The sequence below is a fragment of the Brevibacillus ruminantium genome (genome assembly GCF_023746555.1).
Lineage (GTDB): Bacteria > Bacillota > Bacilli > Brevibacillales > Brevibacillaceae > Brevibacillus > Brevibacillus ruminantium.
In genome coordinates, this window is record NZ_CP098755.1 from 2,497,332 (window position 1) to 2,517,544 (window position 20,213).

Annotated in this window: 18 protein-coding genes; all 18 read left to right on the top strand. The window is 50.2% G+C overall.

Features of this window, described 5'->3' with window-relative positions:
- The first annotated feature begins 75 nt into the window (after window positions 1–75).
- The 18 genes from yfmF to NDK47_RS12385 all read left to right on the top strand — a co-directional run bounded on the left by yfmF (window position 76) and on the right by NDK47_RS12385 (window position 19,622).
- The gene (gene yfmF, locus NDK47_RS12300) at window positions 76–1,371 is read left to right on the top strand and encodes an EF-P 5-aminopentanol modification-associated protein YfmF (RefSeq protein WP_251875246.1); all 1,296 of its coding nucleotides are present in this window, start codon (window positions 76–78) and stop codon (window positions 1,369–1,371) included.
- 1 nt (window position 1,372) lies between these two features.
- Window positions 1,373–2,665, top strand: a complete 1,293-nt coding sequence (gene yfmH, locus NDK47_RS12305; protein WP_251875248.1) for an EF-P 5-aminopentanol modification-associated protein YfmH — start codon at window positions 1,373–1,375, stop codon at window positions 2,663–2,665.
- 9 nt (window positions 2,666–2,674) lie between these two features.
- On the top strand, window positions 2,675–3,409 hold the full coding sequence (ymfI, locus tag NDK47_RS12310; RefSeq protein ID WP_251875250.1) for an elongation factor P 5-aminopentanone reductase: 735 nt from the start codon (window positions 2,675–2,677) through the stop codon (window positions 3,407–3,409).
- Between the two features lie 89 nt (window positions 3,410–3,498).
- Window positions 3,499–3,768, top strand: a complete 270-nt coding sequence (locus tag NDK47_RS12315) for a DUF3243 domain-containing protein (protein WP_251875252.1) — start codon at window positions 3,499–3,501, stop codon at window positions 3,766–3,768.
- Window positions 3,769–3,891: 123 nt separating this feature from the next.
- On the top strand, window positions 3,892–4,671 hold the full coding sequence (locus tag NDK47_RS12320; protein WP_251875254.1) for a YmfK family protein: 780 nt from the start codon (window positions 3,892–3,894) through the stop codon (window positions 4,669–4,671).
- A gap of 17 nt (window positions 4,672–4,688) precedes the next feature.
- The gene (locus NDK47_RS12325) at window positions 4,689–5,597 is read left to right on the top strand and encodes a helix-turn-helix domain-containing protein (RefSeq protein WP_251875256.1); all 909 of its coding nucleotides are present in this window, start codon (window positions 4,689–4,691) and stop codon (window positions 5,595–5,597) included.
- A 116-nt stretch (window positions 5,598–5,713) separates the two neighbouring features.
- Window positions 5,714–7,060: a 30S ribosomal protein S12 methylthiotransferase RimO gene (rimO, locus tag NDK47_RS12330; RefSeq protein WP_251875258.1), complete on the top strand. Its 1,347-nt coding sequence runs from the start codon at window positions 5,714–5,716 to the stop codon at window positions 7,058–7,060.
- Entirely contained in the window at window positions 7,061–7,636 is a 576-nt protein-coding gene (pgsA, locus tag NDK47_RS12335) for a CDP-diacylglycerol--glycerol-3-phosphate 3-phosphatidyltransferase (protein ID WP_251875260.1), read from the top strand.
- A 54-nt stretch (window positions 7,637–7,690) separates the two neighbouring features.
- A complete protein-coding gene (locus tag NDK47_RS12340) occupies window positions 7,691–8,941 on the top strand; it encodes a competence/damage-inducible protein A (RefSeq protein ID WP_251875262.1) in 1,251 nt (416 codons plus the stop codon).
- A complete protein-coding gene (locus tag NDK47_RS12345) occupies window positions 8,938–10,524 on the top strand; it encodes a DEAD/DEAH box helicase (protein WP_251875264.1) in 1,587 nt (528 codons plus the stop codon). Before NDK47_RS12340 ends, NDK47_RS12345 begins: the two co-directional genes overlap by 4 nt.
- 162 nt (window positions 10,525–10,686) lie before the next feature.
- A complete protein-coding gene (gene recA / locus NDK47_RS12350) occupies window positions 10,687–11,745 on the top strand; it encodes a recombinase RecA (RefSeq protein ID WP_305883386.1) in 1,059 nt (352 codons plus the stop codon).
- Between the two features lie 125 nt (window positions 11,746–11,870).
- Window positions 11,871–12,500 (top strand): RecX family transcriptional regulator, encoded by a 630-nt coding sequence (locus tag NDK47_RS12355; RefSeq protein WP_251875268.1) that lies wholly within the window; start codon window positions 11,871–11,873, stop codon window positions 12,498–12,500.
- A gap of 318 nt (window positions 12,501–12,818) precedes the next feature.
- On the top strand, window positions 12,819–14,345 hold the full coding sequence (rny, locus tag NDK47_RS12360) for a ribonuclease Y (protein WP_407653437.1): 1,527 nt from the start codon (window positions 12,819–12,821) through the stop codon (window positions 14,343–14,345).
- Window positions 14,346–14,606: 261 nt separating this feature from the next.
- Window positions 14,607–15,401 (top strand): TIGR00282 family metallophosphoesterase, encoded by a 795-nt coding sequence (locus NDK47_RS12365; protein WP_251875272.1) that lies wholly within the window; start codon window positions 14,607–14,609, stop codon window positions 15,399–15,401.
- Window positions 15,402–15,517: 116 nt separating this feature from the next.
- Window positions 15,518–15,778: a stage V sporulation protein SpoVS gene (gene spoVS, locus NDK47_RS12370; protein ID WP_003385776.1), complete on the top strand. Its 261-nt coding sequence runs from the start codon at window positions 15,518–15,520 to the stop codon at window positions 15,776–15,778.
- A gap of 95 nt (window positions 15,779–15,873) precedes the next feature.
- Window positions 15,874–16,812, top strand: coding sequence for a dipeptidase (locus NDK47_RS12375; RefSeq protein WP_251875274.1), 939 nt, complete (start codon window positions 15,874–15,876; stop codon window positions 16,810–16,812).
- Window positions 16,813–17,005: 193 nt separating this feature from the next.
- Entirely contained in the window at window positions 17,006–18,784 is a 1,779-nt protein-coding gene (locus tag NDK47_RS12380; protein ID WP_251875276.1) for a 2-oxoacid:acceptor oxidoreductase subunit alpha, read from the top strand.
- Entirely contained in the window at window positions 18,756–19,622 is an 867-nt protein-coding gene (locus NDK47_RS12385; RefSeq protein WP_251875278.1) for a 2-oxoacid:ferredoxin oxidoreductase subunit beta, read from the top strand. Before NDK47_RS12380 ends, NDK47_RS12385 begins: the two co-directional genes overlap by 29 nt.
- Window positions 19,623–20,213: the final 591 nt, after the last annotated feature.

The following is a 20,213-nucleotide window of genomic DNA, read 5'->3' on the forward strand; positions in this document are numbered from 1 at the left end:
GACCACAACTTTGCTGAACAGCCTTCCAATTGGTTACAATAGAGGGGACTACGATGAAGAAGGGAGATTATGGTCATGAGCGACAGCGTGAAGGATATTTCTTTTCATACGTCCGTGATCGATGGAATCAATGTACATATCATGCCTACCCGCAAATTTAAAACGACTACCATCGTCACTATGATCGAGCAGGAGCTTTCTGAGGAGAACGTGACCAAGACAGCCCTTCTGGCGATGGTGATGAAACGGGCAACGGCTCGTTTTCCCGATGCCAAGCAGCTGCGGGAATACCTCGATTTTCTCTACGGAGCCATTTTTGATGTCGATGTCACCAAAAAAGGGGAGCGGCAAATCCTTCACATTTACATGGAGGTGCCAAACGAAAAGTATCTCTCCCATGAGAACGGACTTTTGGAGGAAGCGATCCGCTTTGTCGGGGATATTCTTTGTCGTCCCTATGTTGAGAATCAGGCGTTCGCAGAAAAGTATGTCTCCCAGGAAAAAGAGACGTTGCGCAAGCGAATTGAAAGCTTGATTGACGACAAGATGAAATATGCCAACCAGCGCGTGACGGCTGAAATGTGCAAAGGAGAACCGTATGCCCTCCTGGTCCAAGGGCGCACCGAAGATTTGCCGGGGATTGACGGGAAAAGCTTGTACGAGCATTACCAACAGATCACCAGCCGATCTCCGATTGACATTTTTGTTGTCGGCGATGTGAAGGAATCGACGGTCGAAAAAGCGGTAGAGAAACATATCCGGCTAAATCGCCAGGATGTACACGCAATGAAACCGACCCCAGCCAAAAAACAGGTGGACGAGGAGCGTGCAGTCATCGAGAAGCTGGATGTCAATCAAGCCAAGCTGAATATCGGCTGCCGCACCCAGATCGGGTATGCTGACGAAGAGTATCCGGCTCTGCTGGTTTACAACGGAGTTCTTGGCGGTTTCCCTCACTCCAAGCTGTTTGTCAACGTGCGTGAAAAGGCTAGTCTGGCCTATTACGCTGTATCCCGGCTGGAGAGCCATAAGGGAATCATGATGATCATGTCGGGCATTGATGTAAAAAACTACGATCGTGCGGTAGAGATTATCAAAGAGCAGCTCGCTTCCATGAGGCAGGGAAACATCTCCGAGGAAGAGCTGTCCCAGACAAAGGCGACGCTGTCCAATCAGTTCCGTGAACTGCTGGATAGTGCCCGGATGATGATTGATTTTGCCTACAACGGTGTCATCAGCGGTCGAAAGCGACGCCTGGAAGCATTGCTCTCGCAGATTGATCGGATCAAGGTGGAGGATCTGAAGCGGGTGGCGGAACACGTCGTGATCGATACGATTTACCTGTTGCGAGACAAGAAAGGAGAGGCCTGATATGCAGACGACCGTATTTGATCAGTTGGGCGAAACTGTTTATCATGAGACGCTGCCAAACGGGTTGGCCGTTTATCTGGTCCCCAAAGAGGGATTCAGCAAAACCTACGCCGTCTTTACGACGCGATACGGCTCGATTGACAGTCATTTTCGCTTGAAAAACGGAGAGGAAATCAATGTGCCGGATGGCATTGCTCATTTTCTCGAGCACAAAATGTTCGAGAAAAAAGAGCTGGACGTGATGCACGAATTCAGCAAAAATGGTGCTTCCTGCAATGCCTTCACCAGCTTTAACCGCACGGCCTATTTGTTTTCCTGCACCGACAAGCTTGATCGCAATATTAACCTCCTTTTGGATTATGTCCAGGAGCCGTATTTCACAGAGGCCAGTGTGGAAAAGGAAAAGGGCATCATCGGTCAGGAAATCACCATGTACGATGACAATCCCGACTGGAAGGTTTACATGAACCTTTTAAAAGCAATGTACCAGAAATTTCCGATCAATATCGAGATTGCCGGTACGATTGAATCCATCTCGCATATCACCAAGGACAATCTGTACCAATGCTACGAAACCTTCTACCATCCCGCAAACATGGTGCTGCTGGTCGTCGGTTCCTTCCAGCCGGAAACAGTGATGAAATGGGTGCGAGACAACCAGTCAGCCAAAGACTTCCCGCCGGCGCCCCGGATCGAACGGATATTTCCGGAGGAACCGGCAGGGGTGGCTAAAAGCCGGGTTGAAGCGAATTTGACGGTGGGCTTGCCGAAATGCTTGATTGGCTTCAAAGAAAAGACAAACGGACTTACAGGCAAGGACTTGTTAAAGCGGGAGCTGACTACTAAACTTGTATTGGACATCGCGTTTGGCAACAGTTCGGCACTCTATCAGAAATGGTATGACTCCGGATTGATTACGGAAAGCTTTGACTTCGATTACAGTGGCGAAACTGATTACGGTTATTCGATTATCGGCGGAGATACACCCGATCCAGACAAACTGGTAACAGAGCTGCAGGCAGGTATTCGCGGTTTGATACAATCGGGTATCCACCAGCAGGATTTTGAGCGGGCCAAGCGAAAGAAAATTGGACTGTTCCTCCGGTCGCTCAATTCCGTCGAATTTATCGCGAACCAGTTTACCAGCTACAAATTTAATGGAAGCGAGCTGTTTTCCGTGGTGCCGACGCTGGAGTCGATCACCCGCGAAGATGTAGAAGCGCGCATGAAGGAGCATTTTGTTTTTGAACAAATGTCTGTCTCGATTGTTCGTTCTGCTTCGCCACAGGAGTAGTGAATCGTTATGTATAATAGGCCGCCGTGGGCTTTGGTAACAGGGGCATCGGGCGAGATCGGGCAGGCGATCAGCCTGGCGCTTGTGGAGATGGGCATCCCGCTTTATCTGCATTATCATCGGTCTGCTGACAAAATCGAGGCCATTTTGCACGTTTGCCGGGAGCGAGGGGTTCCGGCATACGCCATGCAGGCTGATCTGAGAGACACGAAGCAAATCGAGGCGATGTTTGGTGCCATGCTGACGCCCCCGCTGCTGCTCGTCAATAATGCGTCGATTGATCATGTAGGACTGATGACGGATGTGTCGCCGGAACAATTCGACGACCTCATCGCAGCCAACGTCCGCTCGACCTTTTTTGTCACCCAAAAAGCCATTCCGGCAATGCTGCGTGAGCGCTTTGGCCGCATCGTGAACATCTCGTCCCTGTGGGGGCTGACAGGTTCATCCTGTGAAGTGCTGTATTCACTGAGCAAAGGTGCGGTGCACGCTTTTACCAAAGCAGTGTCAAAAGAGCTGGGACCAAATGGAATTACTGTCAATGCTGTTGCTCCTGGCGCGATTCAGGGAGGCATGATGAACCGCTTCAGCCGAGAGGACATTGAGATGATCACCTCCGAGATCCCTCTTGGCAGGTTGGGTGCGCCGCAAGAAGTAGCAGCGGTTGTGCGATTCCTCCTCTCCCCCGAAGCTGGCTATGTCACCGGCCAGATTATCAGCCCGAACGGCGGTTGGTACACGTAGGGATGTGAATAAATTTCTCCTCTTGTTGGCACTCTACCAATGTGACGGTCAGATAGGGGACCGCAATGTACAGGAGGAGGGATATTTTCATGTCAGTTCTCGACAATTTTCGTGATTGGAAAGAGTTTCTCGGAGATCGTGTAGAACAGGCCAAGCAAGCTGGAATGGAAAGCGACACTCTGCAAAATGTCGCCTACCAGATCGGCGGCTACCTGTCTGGGCAGGTCGATCCGAAAAACGATCAGGAGCGCCTGCTGAAGCAGCTGTGGGATGCGGGCGACGAGGAGCAGCAACGCTCGCTTGCCTCGCTGATGGTCAAGCTGGTGCAAGACCCAAACAATATCAACCGTGGCAATTAATAAAGTGATCAAAAATCTCAAATCCCCGACTTTTGGGGATTTTTCTATTCCCTCATTGTCGAATAGTTGGAACGTGTTATACTACTTAGGAAGAGAATATTTTGGTGTCGGAGAGGATCGGAGATGGACGTGCAAAAAGAGTGGTATCTGGAATATGAGATTGCCAAAAATAAACCGGGACTTTTGGGTGATGTTGCGTCCATTTTGGGGATGCTCGGCATCAACATCGTGACCATCAATGGTGTGGACGATATGCGAAGAGGCATGCTGCTGACCACAGATGACGATGGGAAAATTGAAATTGTACGCAATGTTATCCAAAAGATGGACAAGATAACGGTAACGCGGCTGCGTCCGCCGACCATGCTTGACCGTTTGGCAGTTCGCCACGGGCGCTATATCGAACGAGACAGTGAAGAGAAAAAGACATTTTTGTTCGTGAGGGATGAACTGGGGCTTCTCGTCGATTTTATGGCAGAGATTTTGAAGCGGGAAGGACATCAACTGATCGGGATCAGGGGGATGCCGCGCGTCGGTAAAACCGAATCGATGATTGCCGCCAGTGTTTCGGCCAACAAGCGGTGGACATTTCTCTCCTCCACGCTTTTGCGTCAGACTGTTCGCAGCTCCCTTGCCATTGATGAGATGTCCGCTGATCATGTATATTTAATAGATGGGATCGTTTCGACGATGCGTGCAACCGAAAAGCACCACTCTCTTTTGCGTGAAGTCATGAGCTATCCGGCCGCAAAAATTATCGAACATCCTGACATCTTCGTTCGAGAGTCTGAGTATGAACTATCCGACTTTCACTATATCATCGAACTGCGGCATCATCCTGAAGAAGAGATTACATACGAGCTGATCAACAACCGCGGTTTTGATCACTTTGACATGACATAAAAGAAGGAGGGTAAGCTGTGTCAGAGTTAGGTCAAGTGCTACAAACGGCTCGGAAAGAAAAAGGAATCTCGCTCGAGGACATACAGCGGATTACCAAAATTCAACGGAGGTATCTGGAAGCGATCGAGAGGGGTCACTTCCACCAACTTCCCGGCCATTTTTACGCACGTGCTTTTATCAAGAGCTACGCGGAAGCTGTTGGGCTTGATCCCAACCATATCATGAGCCATTTCCAGTCTGACCTGCCAGCCCAACCTCCACAGGAACAGATGGAACGGCTTCGCAGGCGGCGTGTAGCAACTACCAGCAATCCACTCCAGGCAGGCAGGTGGGTAACGAAAACCCTGCTTGTTCTGTTCATCGCATTGATCCTCGGCGTGACCTATGTTGCCTTTGTCAATAGCGACCGTTTCTCCGCTGATCCGGTGCCCGGGAATAACATCAATCCCGGTGCGGAGGTTGTCAACCCAGGCCAGGCTGGGACTCCGAATCCGGTGCCAAATGTACCGCAAGCGCAGACACCCAATCCTCCACCAGTCGTCCCGGATACGACACCCGGTATGGCAGGGCAGGACCCTTTGGTTCCGGATGCGGCCTCGCAGTCAGTCCTTACGTTTGAGTCGCAGCAAGGCTCGCTTTATAGCTACACGTTGACCGGTGCTGAATCCATCAAGGTGAAGATCAAAGCAGTCAATGATAATTGCTGGTATGGTGCAGCGGAAAAGAAAGTCAATAATTTTCCGAAACAAGGCACTTTGAAAAAAGGTGATGAGGTTGAAATCGAGCTGGGGAAAACGGCATATGTGCGCCTCGGCAAACCGATGGCTGTAGAAGTTACGGTAAACGGCGCGACGCTGGATACCTCCACACTCAAGTTCATGCCGTCCAATATCAGCATTGCCACAGGGCAATCAGCAAATCAGTAAGGCAAGCATATTCTGCTTGCCTTTTCTGTGCGCTTCAACTTTGACACCCCATCTTGGCTTATATTATACTGTATAGGTGTAATCTGGGCTGGTGTGACCAATTGGAGGAAATAAGCATGACAGAGAAGGCAGGCTCACGAGAAAAAGTTGCGATCGTAACATTGGGCTGTGAGAAGAATCTCGTTGATTCGGACATGATGGCTCATTTGATAGATGAGAAAGGCTACGAGCTGGTCGACAACCCGGAGGAAGCGACCGTCGTTATTGTCAATACCTGTGGATTTATTGATGCCGCCAAGGAAGAATCCGTAAACAAGATTCTCGATATGGCTGAGCTGAAAGAATCCGGCAAGCTGAAATCGCTTGTAGTCGCAGGCTGTCTCACGCAACGATACAAAGAGGATATCCTGGATGAGATTCCTGAAGTGGACGGCATTGTCGGCACAGGCGATTTTATGTCTATTACCGGCATTATCGAGGAATCACTGGAGGGGAAACGTCCGATTTACGTGGGCAATCCCATTTTTACGTACGAAGAAGTAGTGAAGCGAAAAGTAAAAACAGGCACCTATTCCGCCTATCTGAAGATTGCGGAAGGCTGCGACAACGCCTGTACTTTTTGCAGTATTCCGATCATGCGCGGAGGATTTCGCAGCCGGACAATCGAATCTATCGTAGAAGAAGCGAGGCATTTGGCCGAGCAGGGGATCGTGGAACTCAGTCTGATCGCTCAGGACTCCACCAATTACGGAACAGACATTTACGACGGCAAGCACATGCTGCCGGAGCTTTTGAACCGCTTGGCGGAAGTGGAGGGTATTGAATGGCTTCGCCTTCATTACGCTTATCCGGGCTTCTTCACGGACGAGCTGATTGACGTTTTCGCAAACAACGCGAAAGTATGCAAATACGTGGATATGCCGCTGCAGCACTCGGAAGATCATATCCTCAAAAAAATGCGCCGCCCAGGTCGTCAGCGGGATTCACGTGAATTGGTTGCCAAAATCCGCTCACAAGTGCCGGACGTGGCTCTGCGGACTTCACTGATCGTCGGCTTCCCGGGGGAAACCGAAGAGGATTTTGAGCGTCTCTGCGAATTTGTAAAGGACGTGAAGTTTGACAGGCTAGGAGTCTTCACGTATTCCAACGAGGATGACACGGCTGCAACCCGCCTGCCTGATCACGTCGATGAGGAGACCAAGGAAAAGCGGGCAAACATCCTGATGGAAATCCAGCGGGAAATTGCCGGAGAAAGAAACGGACGCTTTGTCGGCCGCGAGCTTGACGTGTTGATTGAGCGCTATGAAGGGCGCAATGATATTTACGTCGGCCGTACGCAGTATGATGCGCCTGAGATTGACGGTGAGGTATTCGTCTCCGGCTATCAGGGTGAGCTGGGGAAAATTGTGAAAGTAAAGATTACGCACTCCTATGAATACGACTTGGCCGGGGAGGTAGTCTAGGTGAATCTCGCCAACCGCATCACCCTTGCCAGGATATTCCTGGTGCCCGTAGTCATGTTTTTTCTGCTGGTGCGCTACAATATTGGGAGTTTTACCATCGGCAGCTTGACGATTACGTACAACGAGCTGATTGCGGCATTGGTCTTTATCTTAGCGGCAAGTACGGATGGTCTTGACGGCTACATTGCCCGTAAAAAGAAGATTGTCACGAATTTGGGGAAGTTTTTGGATCCCTTGGCTGACAAACTGCTGATCTCGGCAGCTTTGATTTCTTTAGTGGAAATGCAAAGACTGGAAGCGTGGATTGCCATCATAATCATTAGTAGAGAGTTCGCCGTAACAGGGCTGCGCCTGGTAGCGGCTGCCGAGGGACAGGTAATTGCAGCCAGCGCCTTGGGTAAACTAAAAACGTGGATTCAGATCGTAGCGATCACGGCGGTTATCATCCGCAACTTCCCGTTTGAATTTTTCGGGATCCCATTTGATACTGTGGCGATCTGGGCGATGGTAATCATCACGCTGTATTCGGGCTATGACTACTTTGCCAAGAATCGCAATGTGATCCAATACTCGTAGACAATCGGGTATTGGACTCTTTTTTCAATCCTCTAAAGAGAATGGATGAGGGTCATGAGAGCGGAGATTATTGCAGTAGGAACAGAGCTCTTACTGGGGCAGATCGCCAATACCAACGCTCAATTTTTGTCGCAGAAATTGGCGGAAATCGGGATTGGCGTGTACTTTCACACCGTCGTGGGGGATAATACCGAGCGGCTGATGGAAACGATCAAGCTGGCAGCAAGCCGCTCTGATCTGGTTATTTTTTCCGGTGGACTGGGGCCGACCCAGGATGACCTGACCAAGGAAACGGTAGCTTCGTACATAGAGACGGGACTGGTGACAGACAGCGTGGCAATGGAGCGCATTGAAGCCTTCTTTCGCCAGCGCGGTATTGTCATGACCCAGAATAACTGCAAGCAAGCGCTCGTCTTCGACCGCGGTGTGGTTTTCCCGAACGACACGGGGATGGCGCCGGGAATGGCAGCCGAGTACAAAGGCAGTACATTTGTTCTCTTGCCCGGGCCACCCAGTGAATTATATCCGATGGTCGATCGCTACGCGATGCCCTTTTTCATCAGTCTTCTGCCGGAAAGACAGGTGTTTCACTCCCATGTCCTGCGCTTCTACGGCATCGGGGAATCCGCGTTGGAAGAGAGGTTGCTCGATTTGATCGAAGGACAGGACAACCCGACGATCGCGCCCTACGCTAAAGAATTTGAGGTCACACTTCGGGTCACCGCACGGGCGAATACAGTCGAACAGGCGGAGCAGCTGATCGAACCGGTTGAGACGGAGATTCGCAAACGACTGGGGGAGTTCATCTATGCGGAAGGGGAAACCTCCCTGCATGAGGTTCTGGTGGAAGAGCTAAAGAAGAACGGGAAAACCATCGCCTGTGCGGAAAGCTGCACGGGAGGGAAAGTTGCCTCTTTGATTACCTCTGTACCTGGCAGCTCTGCTGTCATGCGCGGGGGTATCGTCTGCTACACCAATGATGCCAAGCATGATCTCGTCGATATCCCGCGTGAGGTTCTGGAAACAGATGGGGCGATCAGTGAACAAACGGCCAAGCTGCTTGCAGAAAATATCAGGCACAAGCTGGGTTCCGATTGCGGCATTTCTGTTACGGGAGTAGCGGGACCTGATCCATCTGAAGAAAAACCGGTCGGACTCGTGTACATCGGTGTGGCTGTCGACGGCCTACCAACCCTTGTCAAAGAGGTTCGACTTGCAGGAAGCAGACACGCCATCGTCGGACGTGCTGCCAAATTTGCTTTATTCTACGCGCTTCAGCGATTAAAGAAAGGTGAACGTATATGACGATTTTTTCTGATTTTCCTTTACATAAAAATATTGTACAGGCCATCTATGACATGGGCTTTGAAGAGCCGTCACCGATTCAGGCCGCATGCATCCCAAAGGTTCTGGAGGGCGGGGATTTGATTGGCCAGGCCCAGACCGGTACGGGAAAAACGGCTGCTTTCGGGATTCCGTTGGTGGAGAAAGTGAATCCGTCCAACCGCGTGCAGGCGATCGTTTTGACTCCTACGCGGGAGTTGGCTATCCAGGTAGCAGGTGAACTGTTGCGCATCGCCAAATACAAAAAAATTCGCACGCTGCCGATTTACGGTGGCCAATCCATCGGGCATCAAATCCGTGCACTTCGCCAGGGCGTACAAGTTATTGTCGGTACTCCTGGCCGCGTTCTCGATCACTTGCGCCGCAAAACGCTCAAGCTGGACCACGTGCACACGCTGGTTTTGGATGAAGCGGATGAAATGCTCGATATGGGCTTTGTCGATGATATCGAAACGATTATCAATCACATTCCGGAAGAGCGCCAAACCCTTCTGTTCTCCGCCACCATGCCGCCGGAAATCAAGCGTCTGGCCAACCGCTACATGAAACAGCCGGAAACGATCGCGGTAAGCCGGGAGGAAGTGACCGCACCGCTGATCGAACAGGTTTACTACAAAGTTTTCGAACGGAACAAAGTGGAGAGTCTCTGCCGCATTCTCGACAGCGAGGATGTGGAGTTGGGCATTATCTTTTGCCGGACCAAGCGCGGTGTCGATGAACTGACCGAAGTGCTGCAGGCTCGTGGTTATCTGGCGGATGGGCTGCACGGCGACCTCTCCCAGGCTCAGCGCGACAAGGTGATGAATGCTTTCCGTGAGGGCTCTATCGAATTTTTGATTGCCACGGACGTGGCCGCCCGCGGGATCGACGTAGGAAACGTGTCACACGTCATCAACTACGATATTCCGCAAGACTCAGAAAGCTACGTGCACCGGATTGGCCGTACGGGCCGTGCCGGACGCAAAGGAATTGCCATGACTTTGGTAACTCCTCGTGAGATGAGACAGATGATGTTTATCCAGAAGCAGACCAAAGCAGAGGTTGTCTCCCGCAACGTTCCTTCCCTGGAGGAAGTGGCCGAGCGCAAACAGGAGCAATTGCGCGAACAACTGGTCGCGCTTCTTGAAAACAATGGGATTTCAGAGATGTACACCAAGGTCGCTGACTCCCTGATCGGTCAGTATCCCGCTGAGAAAGTGGCGGCAGCAGCCCTCCATCTGGCTTTCCACAGCGAGGTGGGCGAGACAGAGGAAACCGACGTGTACAACTTTGGAGAAACCGGCGCAGCCAAAGGCATGGTTCGTTTCTTCCTGAATGTCGGGCGCAACGCGAACGTGCGTCCACAGGATCTGGTGCGCGAGATCTCCGAGACCGTAGGCATCCCAGGAAAGGCCGTGGGCCGCATCGATATCTTCGAAAACTTCACGTTCGTGGAGGTACCGGAGGAAGTGGCACCGTTCGTTTATGAGTCGCTCCGCCAGACGCGGATCAACGGCAAGCGGATCAATCTCGAGCCGGCAAAACCGCGCGGCAAGCGTTCTTGATCGTTTTAGACAGGGAGTGAAAAGCCACCTCGCTCGAGCATTTGGAGCGGGTGGTTTTTTTATGCGAATATTTGTTCGTAAAAAATACTTGGCAAACTCTTCTGTCTCGATGTATGATGAAGACAAGAAGATAATAGTTACGTTTGAAAGGGAGTGTCGTATTTGTCAGATCGTCGCGCCGCTTTGGAAAGTGCACTGCGTCAGATAGAAAAGCAATTTGGTAAGGGTTCCATCATGAAGCTGGGGGAAATGGCTAACGTCCAGGTATCCACGGTATCAACCGGTGCCCTTGCGATTGATATCGCCCTGGGAGTGGGAGGATTCCCACGTGGTCGAATCATTGAAATTTACGGACCCGAGTCATCTGGTAAAACCACGGTCGCTCTCCACGCGATCGCAGAAGTCCAGCGTCAGGGCGGTCAAGCCGCATTTATCGACGCGGAGCATGCACTTGATCCTGTATATGCTGCCAAGCTGGGTGTAAATATTGAGGAACTGCTGCTGTCTCAGCCTGATACGGGTGAGCAGGCACTGGAAATTGCCGAGGCACTGGTACGCTCCGGAGCTGTTGACATCATCGTTGTCGACTCGGTTGCTGCCCTGGTACCTAAAGCGGAAATCGAAGGGGAGATGGGCGACTCGCACGTAGGTTTGCAAGCGCGTTTGATGTCCCAAGCACTTCGCAAACTCTCCGGTGCGATCAACAAATCCAAAACAATTGCCATTTTCATTAACCAGCTCCGTGAAAAAGTAGGAGTCATGTTCGGGAACCCGGAAACGACACCAGGTGGACGAGCTTTGAAATTCTACGCCAGCGTGCGCCTCGACGTACGGAAAGCGGAATCGATCAAAGTTGGCAACGACGTGATCGGAAGCAAAACAAAAGTAAAAGTCGTGAAAAATAAAGTAGCTCCGCCGTTTAAGACAGCAGAAGTGGACATCATGTACGGAGAGGGAATCTCCAAAGAGGGAAGCATTCTGGATATCGGTGCGGAGATTGATGTGGTACAAAAAAGTGGAGCATGGTATTCATTCAATGATGAGCGCCTCGGTCAAGGTCGTGAAAATGCGAAGATCTTCTTGAAAGAGAATCCGGAAATTGCGAATCAGATTGAATCGAAGGTTCGTGAGTACTATAGTCTGAACCCTGGTTCGGTTCCGACGACAGAGCCGGTCAATGATCCTGAACAAGACGAAGAACCAATGTTTGATCTCGATTAATGGGAAAACAGGCAGCCTGTCATGTGACAGGCTGTTCCTGTTTGCAGGTAAAAACTAGGTTGCCTGCAGGTACAGATACTTGGCTAAGCGTAAGTCAGGTTAGCTGAAGAGAGGGGCGAGGCACGATGAAGAGCGGGCGCATTACCGCTGTTCACCGCGATACCAAAAACAAGCATCGCTATCATTTTTATATCGAAGACGAGCTCGTTTTTTCTGTTCATGAGGACATCCTGATCAAATACCAGCTGGTCAAAGGAATGGAAGTAGATGAGCGCCTTACTCAGGAAGTGTTGCTAGCGGAAGAGGAGCATAGAGCGTATTTGCTGGCGCTGCGCTATCTCGGAATCAGGCCCCGCACGTCCAAACAGATTCTCGTCTATTTGCAAGAAAAAGGGTACTCGAGGGAAGTGGCCGAAAACATCGTTGAGCGGTGCAGGCAGATGGGCTATCTGGATGATCAGGCTTTCGCCCAACAATGGGTAAATGAACGGATACGGTTAAAACAGCGAAGTCCTTTGATGCTGCGCATGGAACTGCAGCAGCGGGGAATTGACAAAGAAACGGCCGAAGATGTGATGAGTACGGTAACCCGAGAGGATGAATTAAAAGCAGCTCGGGTACTGGTAGAGAAAAAACTTCGCCGCTACACCGGAGAGCTGGAGCGGGAAGACGAGCAGAAATTACTGGCGATGCTATACAGAAAAGGATTTTCCAGTAGTGTGATTCAGGCGATTCGGCAGGAATTGAGAAAGTAAGAAAAGCAGTGAACGCAGCAGCTTTTGCATGTTCTTGACAATTCTTGTTCACAAATAATAAAATAGATGTGTATTTACTAGCTGTTTCATACCATTTCGCTGATTTGATCGCTCGTACCTGTGAACAACTGAAGACCCGTACGGACATGTACGGATTCAGCGGACCGAGTAAAATCGGTCCTGTTTTTTAGCTTTGAGAAGAGCGACCATACAGCAGTACGCCGTGAAAAACGAATGCTTGGAAAGCGGGGAGATGTCTTACCAAGAGGAGGTGAAACAAGAGAGCCTATGAGTGCTATTTTTTCAAATCCCATAGTCATGATGATTGTGCTTGTTGCCGTGCTGCTTGTCGGACTTGCTATTGGCTATTTCGTACGCAAATCCATTGCGGAGGCGAAAATCTCCAGTGCGGAGGAAGCTGCACTGCAGATCGTAGAAGAAGCCAAACGAGACGCGGAAGCCGTCAAGAAGGAAAAAGTGCTGGAAGCGAAGGATGAAGTATTTAAACTTCGTTCCGAAGCGGAGACGGAACTGCGCGAGCGGCGCAACGAAATCCAGCGTCAGGAACGCCGTATCTTGCAAAAAGAAGAGGCGTTGGATCGCAAAATGGAGCAGCTGGAGCGCAAAGAAGAAGAACTGGCTGAGCGCGACAGAACCATTGCGGACATGCATAGCAAGGTGGAGCACTTATATAAAGAGCAGGTTGCTGAGTTGGAGCGTATCTCCGGTTTGACACAGGAGGAAGCCAAATCGATTATTTTGACCGAGGTAGAACACACGGTTCGTCACGAAATGGCGGTCATGATCAAAGAGATCGAGACACAGGCCAAAGAAGAGGCGGACAAACGTGCTCGGGAAATCATCACTACCTCGATTCAGCGTTGTGCGGCTGACCATGTGGCGGAAACAACAGTTTCTGTAGTCACATTGCCAAACGATGAGATGAAAGGGCGAATCATTGGTCGAGAAGGACGAAACATACGTGCCCTGGAGACGCTTACTGGTATTGATCTTATCATCGACGATACACCTGAGGCCGTTATTCTGTCAGGCTTTGACCCGATTCGCAGGGAGATTGCCAAGACCGCACTGGACAAGCTTGTCGCAGACGGACGCATCCACCCGGCACGAATCGAGGAGATGGTGGAAAAAGCTCGTCGTGAAGTGGATGAGAGAATCCGTGAGTACGGCGAACAGGCTACTTTCGAGACAGGTGTTCATGGTCTCCATCCGGATTTGATCAAGATCCTGGGACGTCTGCGCTACCGCACCAGTTACGGTCAAAACGTGTTGAAGCATTCGATGGAAGTAGCTCACCTTGCCGGTTTGATGGCAGCAGAGTTGAAAGAAGACGTGAAGCTAGCAAAACGTGCGGGTCTTTTGCACGACATCGGAAAAGCGATCGACCACGAAGTGGAAGGTTCACATGTGGAGATTGGTGTCGAACTGGCCAAAAAGTACAACGAACATCCTGTGGTTATCAACAGTATCGCTTCTCACCACGGGGATACAGAGCCCACATCGGTTATTGCGATGCTGGTTGGAGCTGCAGACGCATTGTCTGCTGCACGCCCCGGTGCACGCCGCGAAACACTGGAAACCTATATCAGGCGTCTGGAAAAGCTGGAGGAGATCTCCGAGTCGTTCGATGGAGTGGAGAAGTCTTACGCCATTCAGGCAGGCCGCGAGATTCGCGTTATGGTGCAGCCTGACAAAATCGACGATGCCGAGGCAACCCGTCTGGCACGTGAAATCACGAAGCGAATTGAAAATGAACTCGACTACCCGGGTCATATCAAGGTTACGGTTATCCGTGAAACCAGGGCTGTCGAGTATGCAAAGTAAAGTGGCTGATGCCACTTTACTTTTTTTTGTGCGCTCTATACCTGGATGAGGATGCGAGCGACCGCTGTATTTTGAGAATACGACTACTGTATCTCGAGTATACGACCACTTCATTCCGATTATACAAACGCTGTAATATAAGGATATGCACGCTGCATTTCAGCGAAATAGCGGTTTTCACGAAAACAGCACCTTTCAACTCCTGCCGAATTTCTGTATGAAAACAATTAGTGCTATACTAAAGGATGAGGTGAAAGCCATATGAAGCTGTTGTTTATCGGAGACATCATGGGTTCTCCAGGGAGAGAAATCGTCAAAACCTACTTGCCCATCTTAAAGAGAAAATACCAACCCACGTTCCTGGTTGTAAATGGAGAGAATGCGGCCCACGGTCGCGGCATTACCCAAAAGATGACCAAAGAGTTGCTTGAATCTGGTGTTCATGCGATTACTCTCGGTAACCACACATGGGACAATAAAGAGATCTTTGACTTTATTGACGATGAACCTCGCCTGATTCGGCCGGCCAATTTTCCGCAGGGTGCCCCTGGGAACGGAATTACTTACATAAAACAATCCGAAGGCGAGCTTGCTGTCATTAATCTGCAGGGACGAACTTTTTTGCCGCCGCTCGACTGTCCCTTCCAGGTGGCTGATAAGCTGGTCGAGCAGGCGAGAAAGAGAACCAAATATATCTTTGTCGATTTCCACGCGGAGGCAACTTCGGAGAAACAGGCGCTTGCCTGGTATCTGGATGGACGCGTAAGCGCTGTGGTCGGGACTCATACCCATGTACAGACGGCAGATGAGCGGATTCTCCCGCAGGGCACAGGTTTTCTCTGCGATGTGGGCATGTGCGGCCCGATGAACGGGATTTTGGGCATGGAGCGCGGAGCAGTTATCCAAAAATTTATGACGCAGCTTCCGGTTCGATTTGAGGTGGCGGAAGGCCCTGCACAGTTGAATGCTGTGCTCATCACGCTGGATAAAGCAACCGGCCATGCCAAGAAGCTGGAGCGAATCCGCATTGACGCAGACCACCCGTTTATGGAATAATGAGAGAAGATTTGAATTTTTAGAATATTTACTGCGCTATTGCAGGAATTTTTAGGGGTTATGCGAATATCATTCTAATGATGACAGGATTCCTATCAGACGGGAGGTTCTAAAGGATGGAAGTATTAAAAGTTTCAGCAAAGTCTAACCCCAACTCCGTTGCTGGTGCCCTAGCCGGTGTGCTTCGTGAACGCGGAGCGGCTGAAATTCAAGCCATCGGCGCAGGAGCACTTAACCAAGCTGTAAAAGCAGTAGCTATCGCACGAGGGTTCGTAGCGCCGAGTGGAGTTGACCTCATTTGTATTCCAGCCTTTACCGACATCGTGATTGATGGAGAAGAACGCACAGCCATCAAGCTGATCGTAGAACCCAGATAAATTCCAAACCGAACATGACTTGAGCTGCCTGTTTGTTCGTAGAATAAACAGGTTTTTTTCATGGAAACGAAATAACAAAGGGAAAGAGGGAGATCATGAGAGTTTTTGATGCCCATTGCGATGTGCTGGCCAAGCTTTGGGAGAATCCCAGTCTGGATTTTTATCAGGGGGATGAAGAGCTGCAAGCAGGGTTCCCTGAGCTGCAAAAAGGAAACGTCGATATACAAGTGATGGCCTGCTATGTTCCCCGCAAGGTTCCATTTGGTCGGCGTTTTCAAGCTGTGCTGGAGATGCTGGATCTTTTCCATGAACGTGTGGCAAGTAAGCAGCTGCGCACGATTCTGAGCCGTTCTGATTTGGATGACTGTGTATTAAAGGGCGATAAAGGGGCCATTCTGTTTGTAGAAGGCGCACATGCTTTAGAAGAAAGTCTGGTCCAGTTGAGAACCTGGTATCGACTGGGGGTTCGCGGCATGACGTTGACCTGGAACCATGGCAATGCGGTAGCGGCCGGCTGTCAGGAGCCCACCCCCGGTGGTTTGACCCAGTTTGGCAGAACAGTAATAGAAGAAATGAATCGCTTGGGAATGGTCATCGATCTGTCCCATGTGGCCGAGCCCGGTTTTTGGGATACACTGGAATTGTCCAAAGCTCCCGTGATCGCCTCTCATTCCAATGTCCGCAGATTATGCAATCATCCGCGCAACCTGTCCGATGAGCAAATTACAGCTCTGATGGCCAAAGGAGGAGTCATGGGCCTGACCTTTGTCGACTTCTTTGTCACTGCGGAAGAGCGCACAGTGTGGATTGATGATTTGCTGCGGCATCTGGATCATGTCTGTGCACTCGGCGGAGCCGATCATATTGCGTTTGGCTCTGACTTTGACGGCATTACTACAACTTTCGGAGATCTGGGCAGGGCAGGAGACTACGAGCATTTGGTAAATGCGTTGCTAAAGCATTACAAAGAGGCAGACGTACAGAAATTTATGAGTGAAAACTGGTTGCGTGTTTTTCGAAACGTGCTACAATAGTCAGTGAGAACATTAATGTACCAAGTTCAAAATTTAATTCAGGCCAAAGTTAAGTTGAGTAAAAGCGCTTGCTTTTTTGCATGGCTCAGACTACAATTGGTACAGTCTATGCAGTATTTGTCACATCTTATCGGAACCTGTCGAGTAAGGTGGGGCAGCTTTTTCTCACAGTCACTGAAGGGGTGGAATTTGAATGATTAGTCAACTTTCCTGGAAAGTTGGAGGACAGCAAGGGGAGGGTATCGAGAGCACCGGTGAAATCTTCTCGATGGCAATGAACCGGATGGGATACCATCTGTATAGCTATCGCCACTTCTCTTCCCGGATCAAGGGTGGACATACCAACAACAAAATCCGTGTGAGCACCAAGCCGATGCGCGCAATCTCCGATGATCTGGACATCCTAATCGCTTTTGACCAGGAGACCATTGATTTTAACGCTCATGAGTTGCGTGAAGGCGGTATCATCATCGCGGACGCGAAATTTAACCCAAAACTGCCAGAAGGTCTGAAACCGGTTCGGTTCCTGACTGTTCCGCTGACTGAAATTGCAGACGAGCTGGGTACGTCCCTGATGAAAAACATGGTGTCTATTGGTGCATCCAGCGCGATCCTCGGCATTCCAGCGGAAAGCTATCGCAACATTGTTGAAGACATGTTCCTCCGCAAGGGCGAAAAAGTCGTTGAGAAAAACATGGATGCGATTCGCCGCGGATTTGACTTTGTCAACGATTTGACTGGTGGACAACTCCCTGAATTTCAACTGGAGAAGGCTGAAGGTCAAAAACAGCTGTTCTTGATCGGAAACGATGCCATTGCACTTGGTGCAGTAGCGGCTGGTTGCCGTTTCATGCCAGCTTACCCGATTACCCCAGCTTCTGAGGTTATGGAATATCTGATCAAAAAACTGCCGAAGTTTGGCGGAACAGTTATTCAAACAGAAGACGAAATCGCTGCGATTACGATGGCAATCGGAGCAAACTTCGGTGGCGTTCGTGCCTTGACCGCATCTGCGGGTCCTGGTCTTTCCCTGATGATGGAAGCAATTGGTCTGGCAGGGATTACAGAGACACCGGTTGTAATCGTGGACACCCAACGTGGTGGTCCATCTACTGGTATGCCTACAAAACAAGAACAATCCGATGTCAACGCAATGATCTACGGTACGCATGGTGATATTCCGAAAGTGGTAATCGCACCAAGCACAGTGGAAGAGTGCTTCTATGATACTGTGGAAGCGTTTAACATCGCTGAAGAATATCAGCTTCCTGTAATCGTGATGACCGACCTTACCCTTTCTTTGGGTAAACAAACGGTTGACCCATTTGATTACAGCAAAGTGGAAATCCGCCGCGGAAAACTGCTGGCTGGACAAGAACTGCCGGAGAAAGAGCAGAATGATCTGTTCAAGCGCTATGAAGTAACAGAAGATGGCGTATCTCCGCGCGTTATCCCAGGACAAAAATACGGCTTGCACCATGTAACGGGTGTAGAGCATGACCAAACAGGACGTCCGTCTGAGAACGCTGCAAACCGCGTGGCTCAAATGGATAAGCGTATGCGCAAATTGGAGGGTGTGCTGAAAACCTTCAAAAACCCTGTAACAGTCGATGCCAAGCATGATGAAGCAGATGTATTGATCGTGGGTATCAACTCGACGATCGGTACCATTCAAGAAGCGAAAACCCGCCTTGAGCAAGAAGGCGTGAAAGTAAACCAAGCACAAATCCGTTTGATTCATCCTTTCCCGGCTGAGCAAGTGAAAGCACTGGTGGAGAAAGCAAAACAAGTCATTGTGGTTGAACACAATGCCCAGGCGCAAGTAACCAATCTGCTCAAACAGCATGTTGGACACGCAGAAAAAATCCAATCTGTGCTGAAATACGACGGAAATCCGTTCTTGCCGAAGGAAATCTATAGCGAAGTTAAGGGGCTGATTAAGCATGGCGACTTTGAAAGAATTTCGCAATAACGTTAAGCCAAACTGGTGCCCGGGCTGTGGAGACTTCTCCGTGCAGGCATCGATTCAACGTGCGGCTGCTAACGTAGGTCTGGAGCCTGAGCAGCTGGCAGTTGTATCCGGGATCGGATGCTCCGGTCGTATTTCCGGCTACATCAATTGCTACGGTTTCCATGGTGTGCATGGACGTGCACTTCCTATCGCTCAAGGACTGAAAATGGCAAACCGCGAACTGACCGTAATCGCTGCAGGTGGTGACGGTGACGGTTTTGCGATTGGTATGGGTCATACCGTTCACGCGATTCGTCGCAACATGAACATTACCTATATTGTTATGGACAACCAAATTTACGGTCTGACGAAAGGCCAAACCTCTCCGCGTTCTGCGACTGGTTTTGTGACCAAGTCTACACCGGCTGGTTCCATTGAGTCTGCTATCTCCCCAATTGAATTGGCACTGTCCGTTGGTGCTACGTTTGTAGCGCAATCCTTCTCCAGCGACCTGAAAGGATTGACAGAACTGATTGAAATGGGTATCAAGCATGAGGGCTTCTCTTTGATCAACGTATTCAGCCCTTGTGTTACCTACAACAAAGTAAACACCTACGACTGGTTTAAAGAAAACATCGTGCCGGTAGATACCATCGAAGGTTATGATCCTCACAACCGCATCAAAGCGATGGCTGCATCTATGGAGCACAAAGGTCTCTTGACCGGTCTGATCTACCAAAACAAAGAGCAAAAGCCATATGAACAACTGGTAGCGGGCTTCAAAGAACAAGGTCTGGCTTCCCAAGACATTCGTCTGAGCGACGAAGACTTTGCGAAACTGGTTGCAGAGTTCGCGTAAGTTCCAAAAGAAAAAAGTTGCGTGATCATAAAAATCCTCTCCATTACCGGGAGAGGATTTTTGTTTTTAGTGCGCCCAGCATGGGCGATAGCTATAGGGTGGAAGTCCCGAACGGGGGGTGGCTGTCCCAACCGTTAGCTCAAGGCAAGGGTGTCGACCGTGAGGTCGAATCTGAAGGAAGCCAGCGGCAAAATCCCGACCTGAGGTACACGAACCCAATTTGAGGCTGTTGTATTCGGGCGAGTCTGCTAAACAAGACAAAGCCCCATACAGCCAAGGGATACAGCAGTAAACTTGGGCAGGTACATGGGATGAAAGTTATCGTTCTTACCTGGGGAGGTCTGCATGGAACGCCTTCAACTGTTGGTAACCGCCTCCGTAAGGAGGCGCTGAACATGCAGAAGTCAGCAGAGGCCATAGTACCCGAGTAGAGGACGCTTGAATGGGGAAGGGCTGAACATCAAGTCAGCACGCGATCCATGTCTTTTGTTACGATACGTCGAAGCAGAATTCCAGAAAGGAACTACTTTTGAAGAGCAGGGGTGAAGCCCCGAGGGTACAAAAGAGGGCTGAGTATCGTTCAGCAAACAC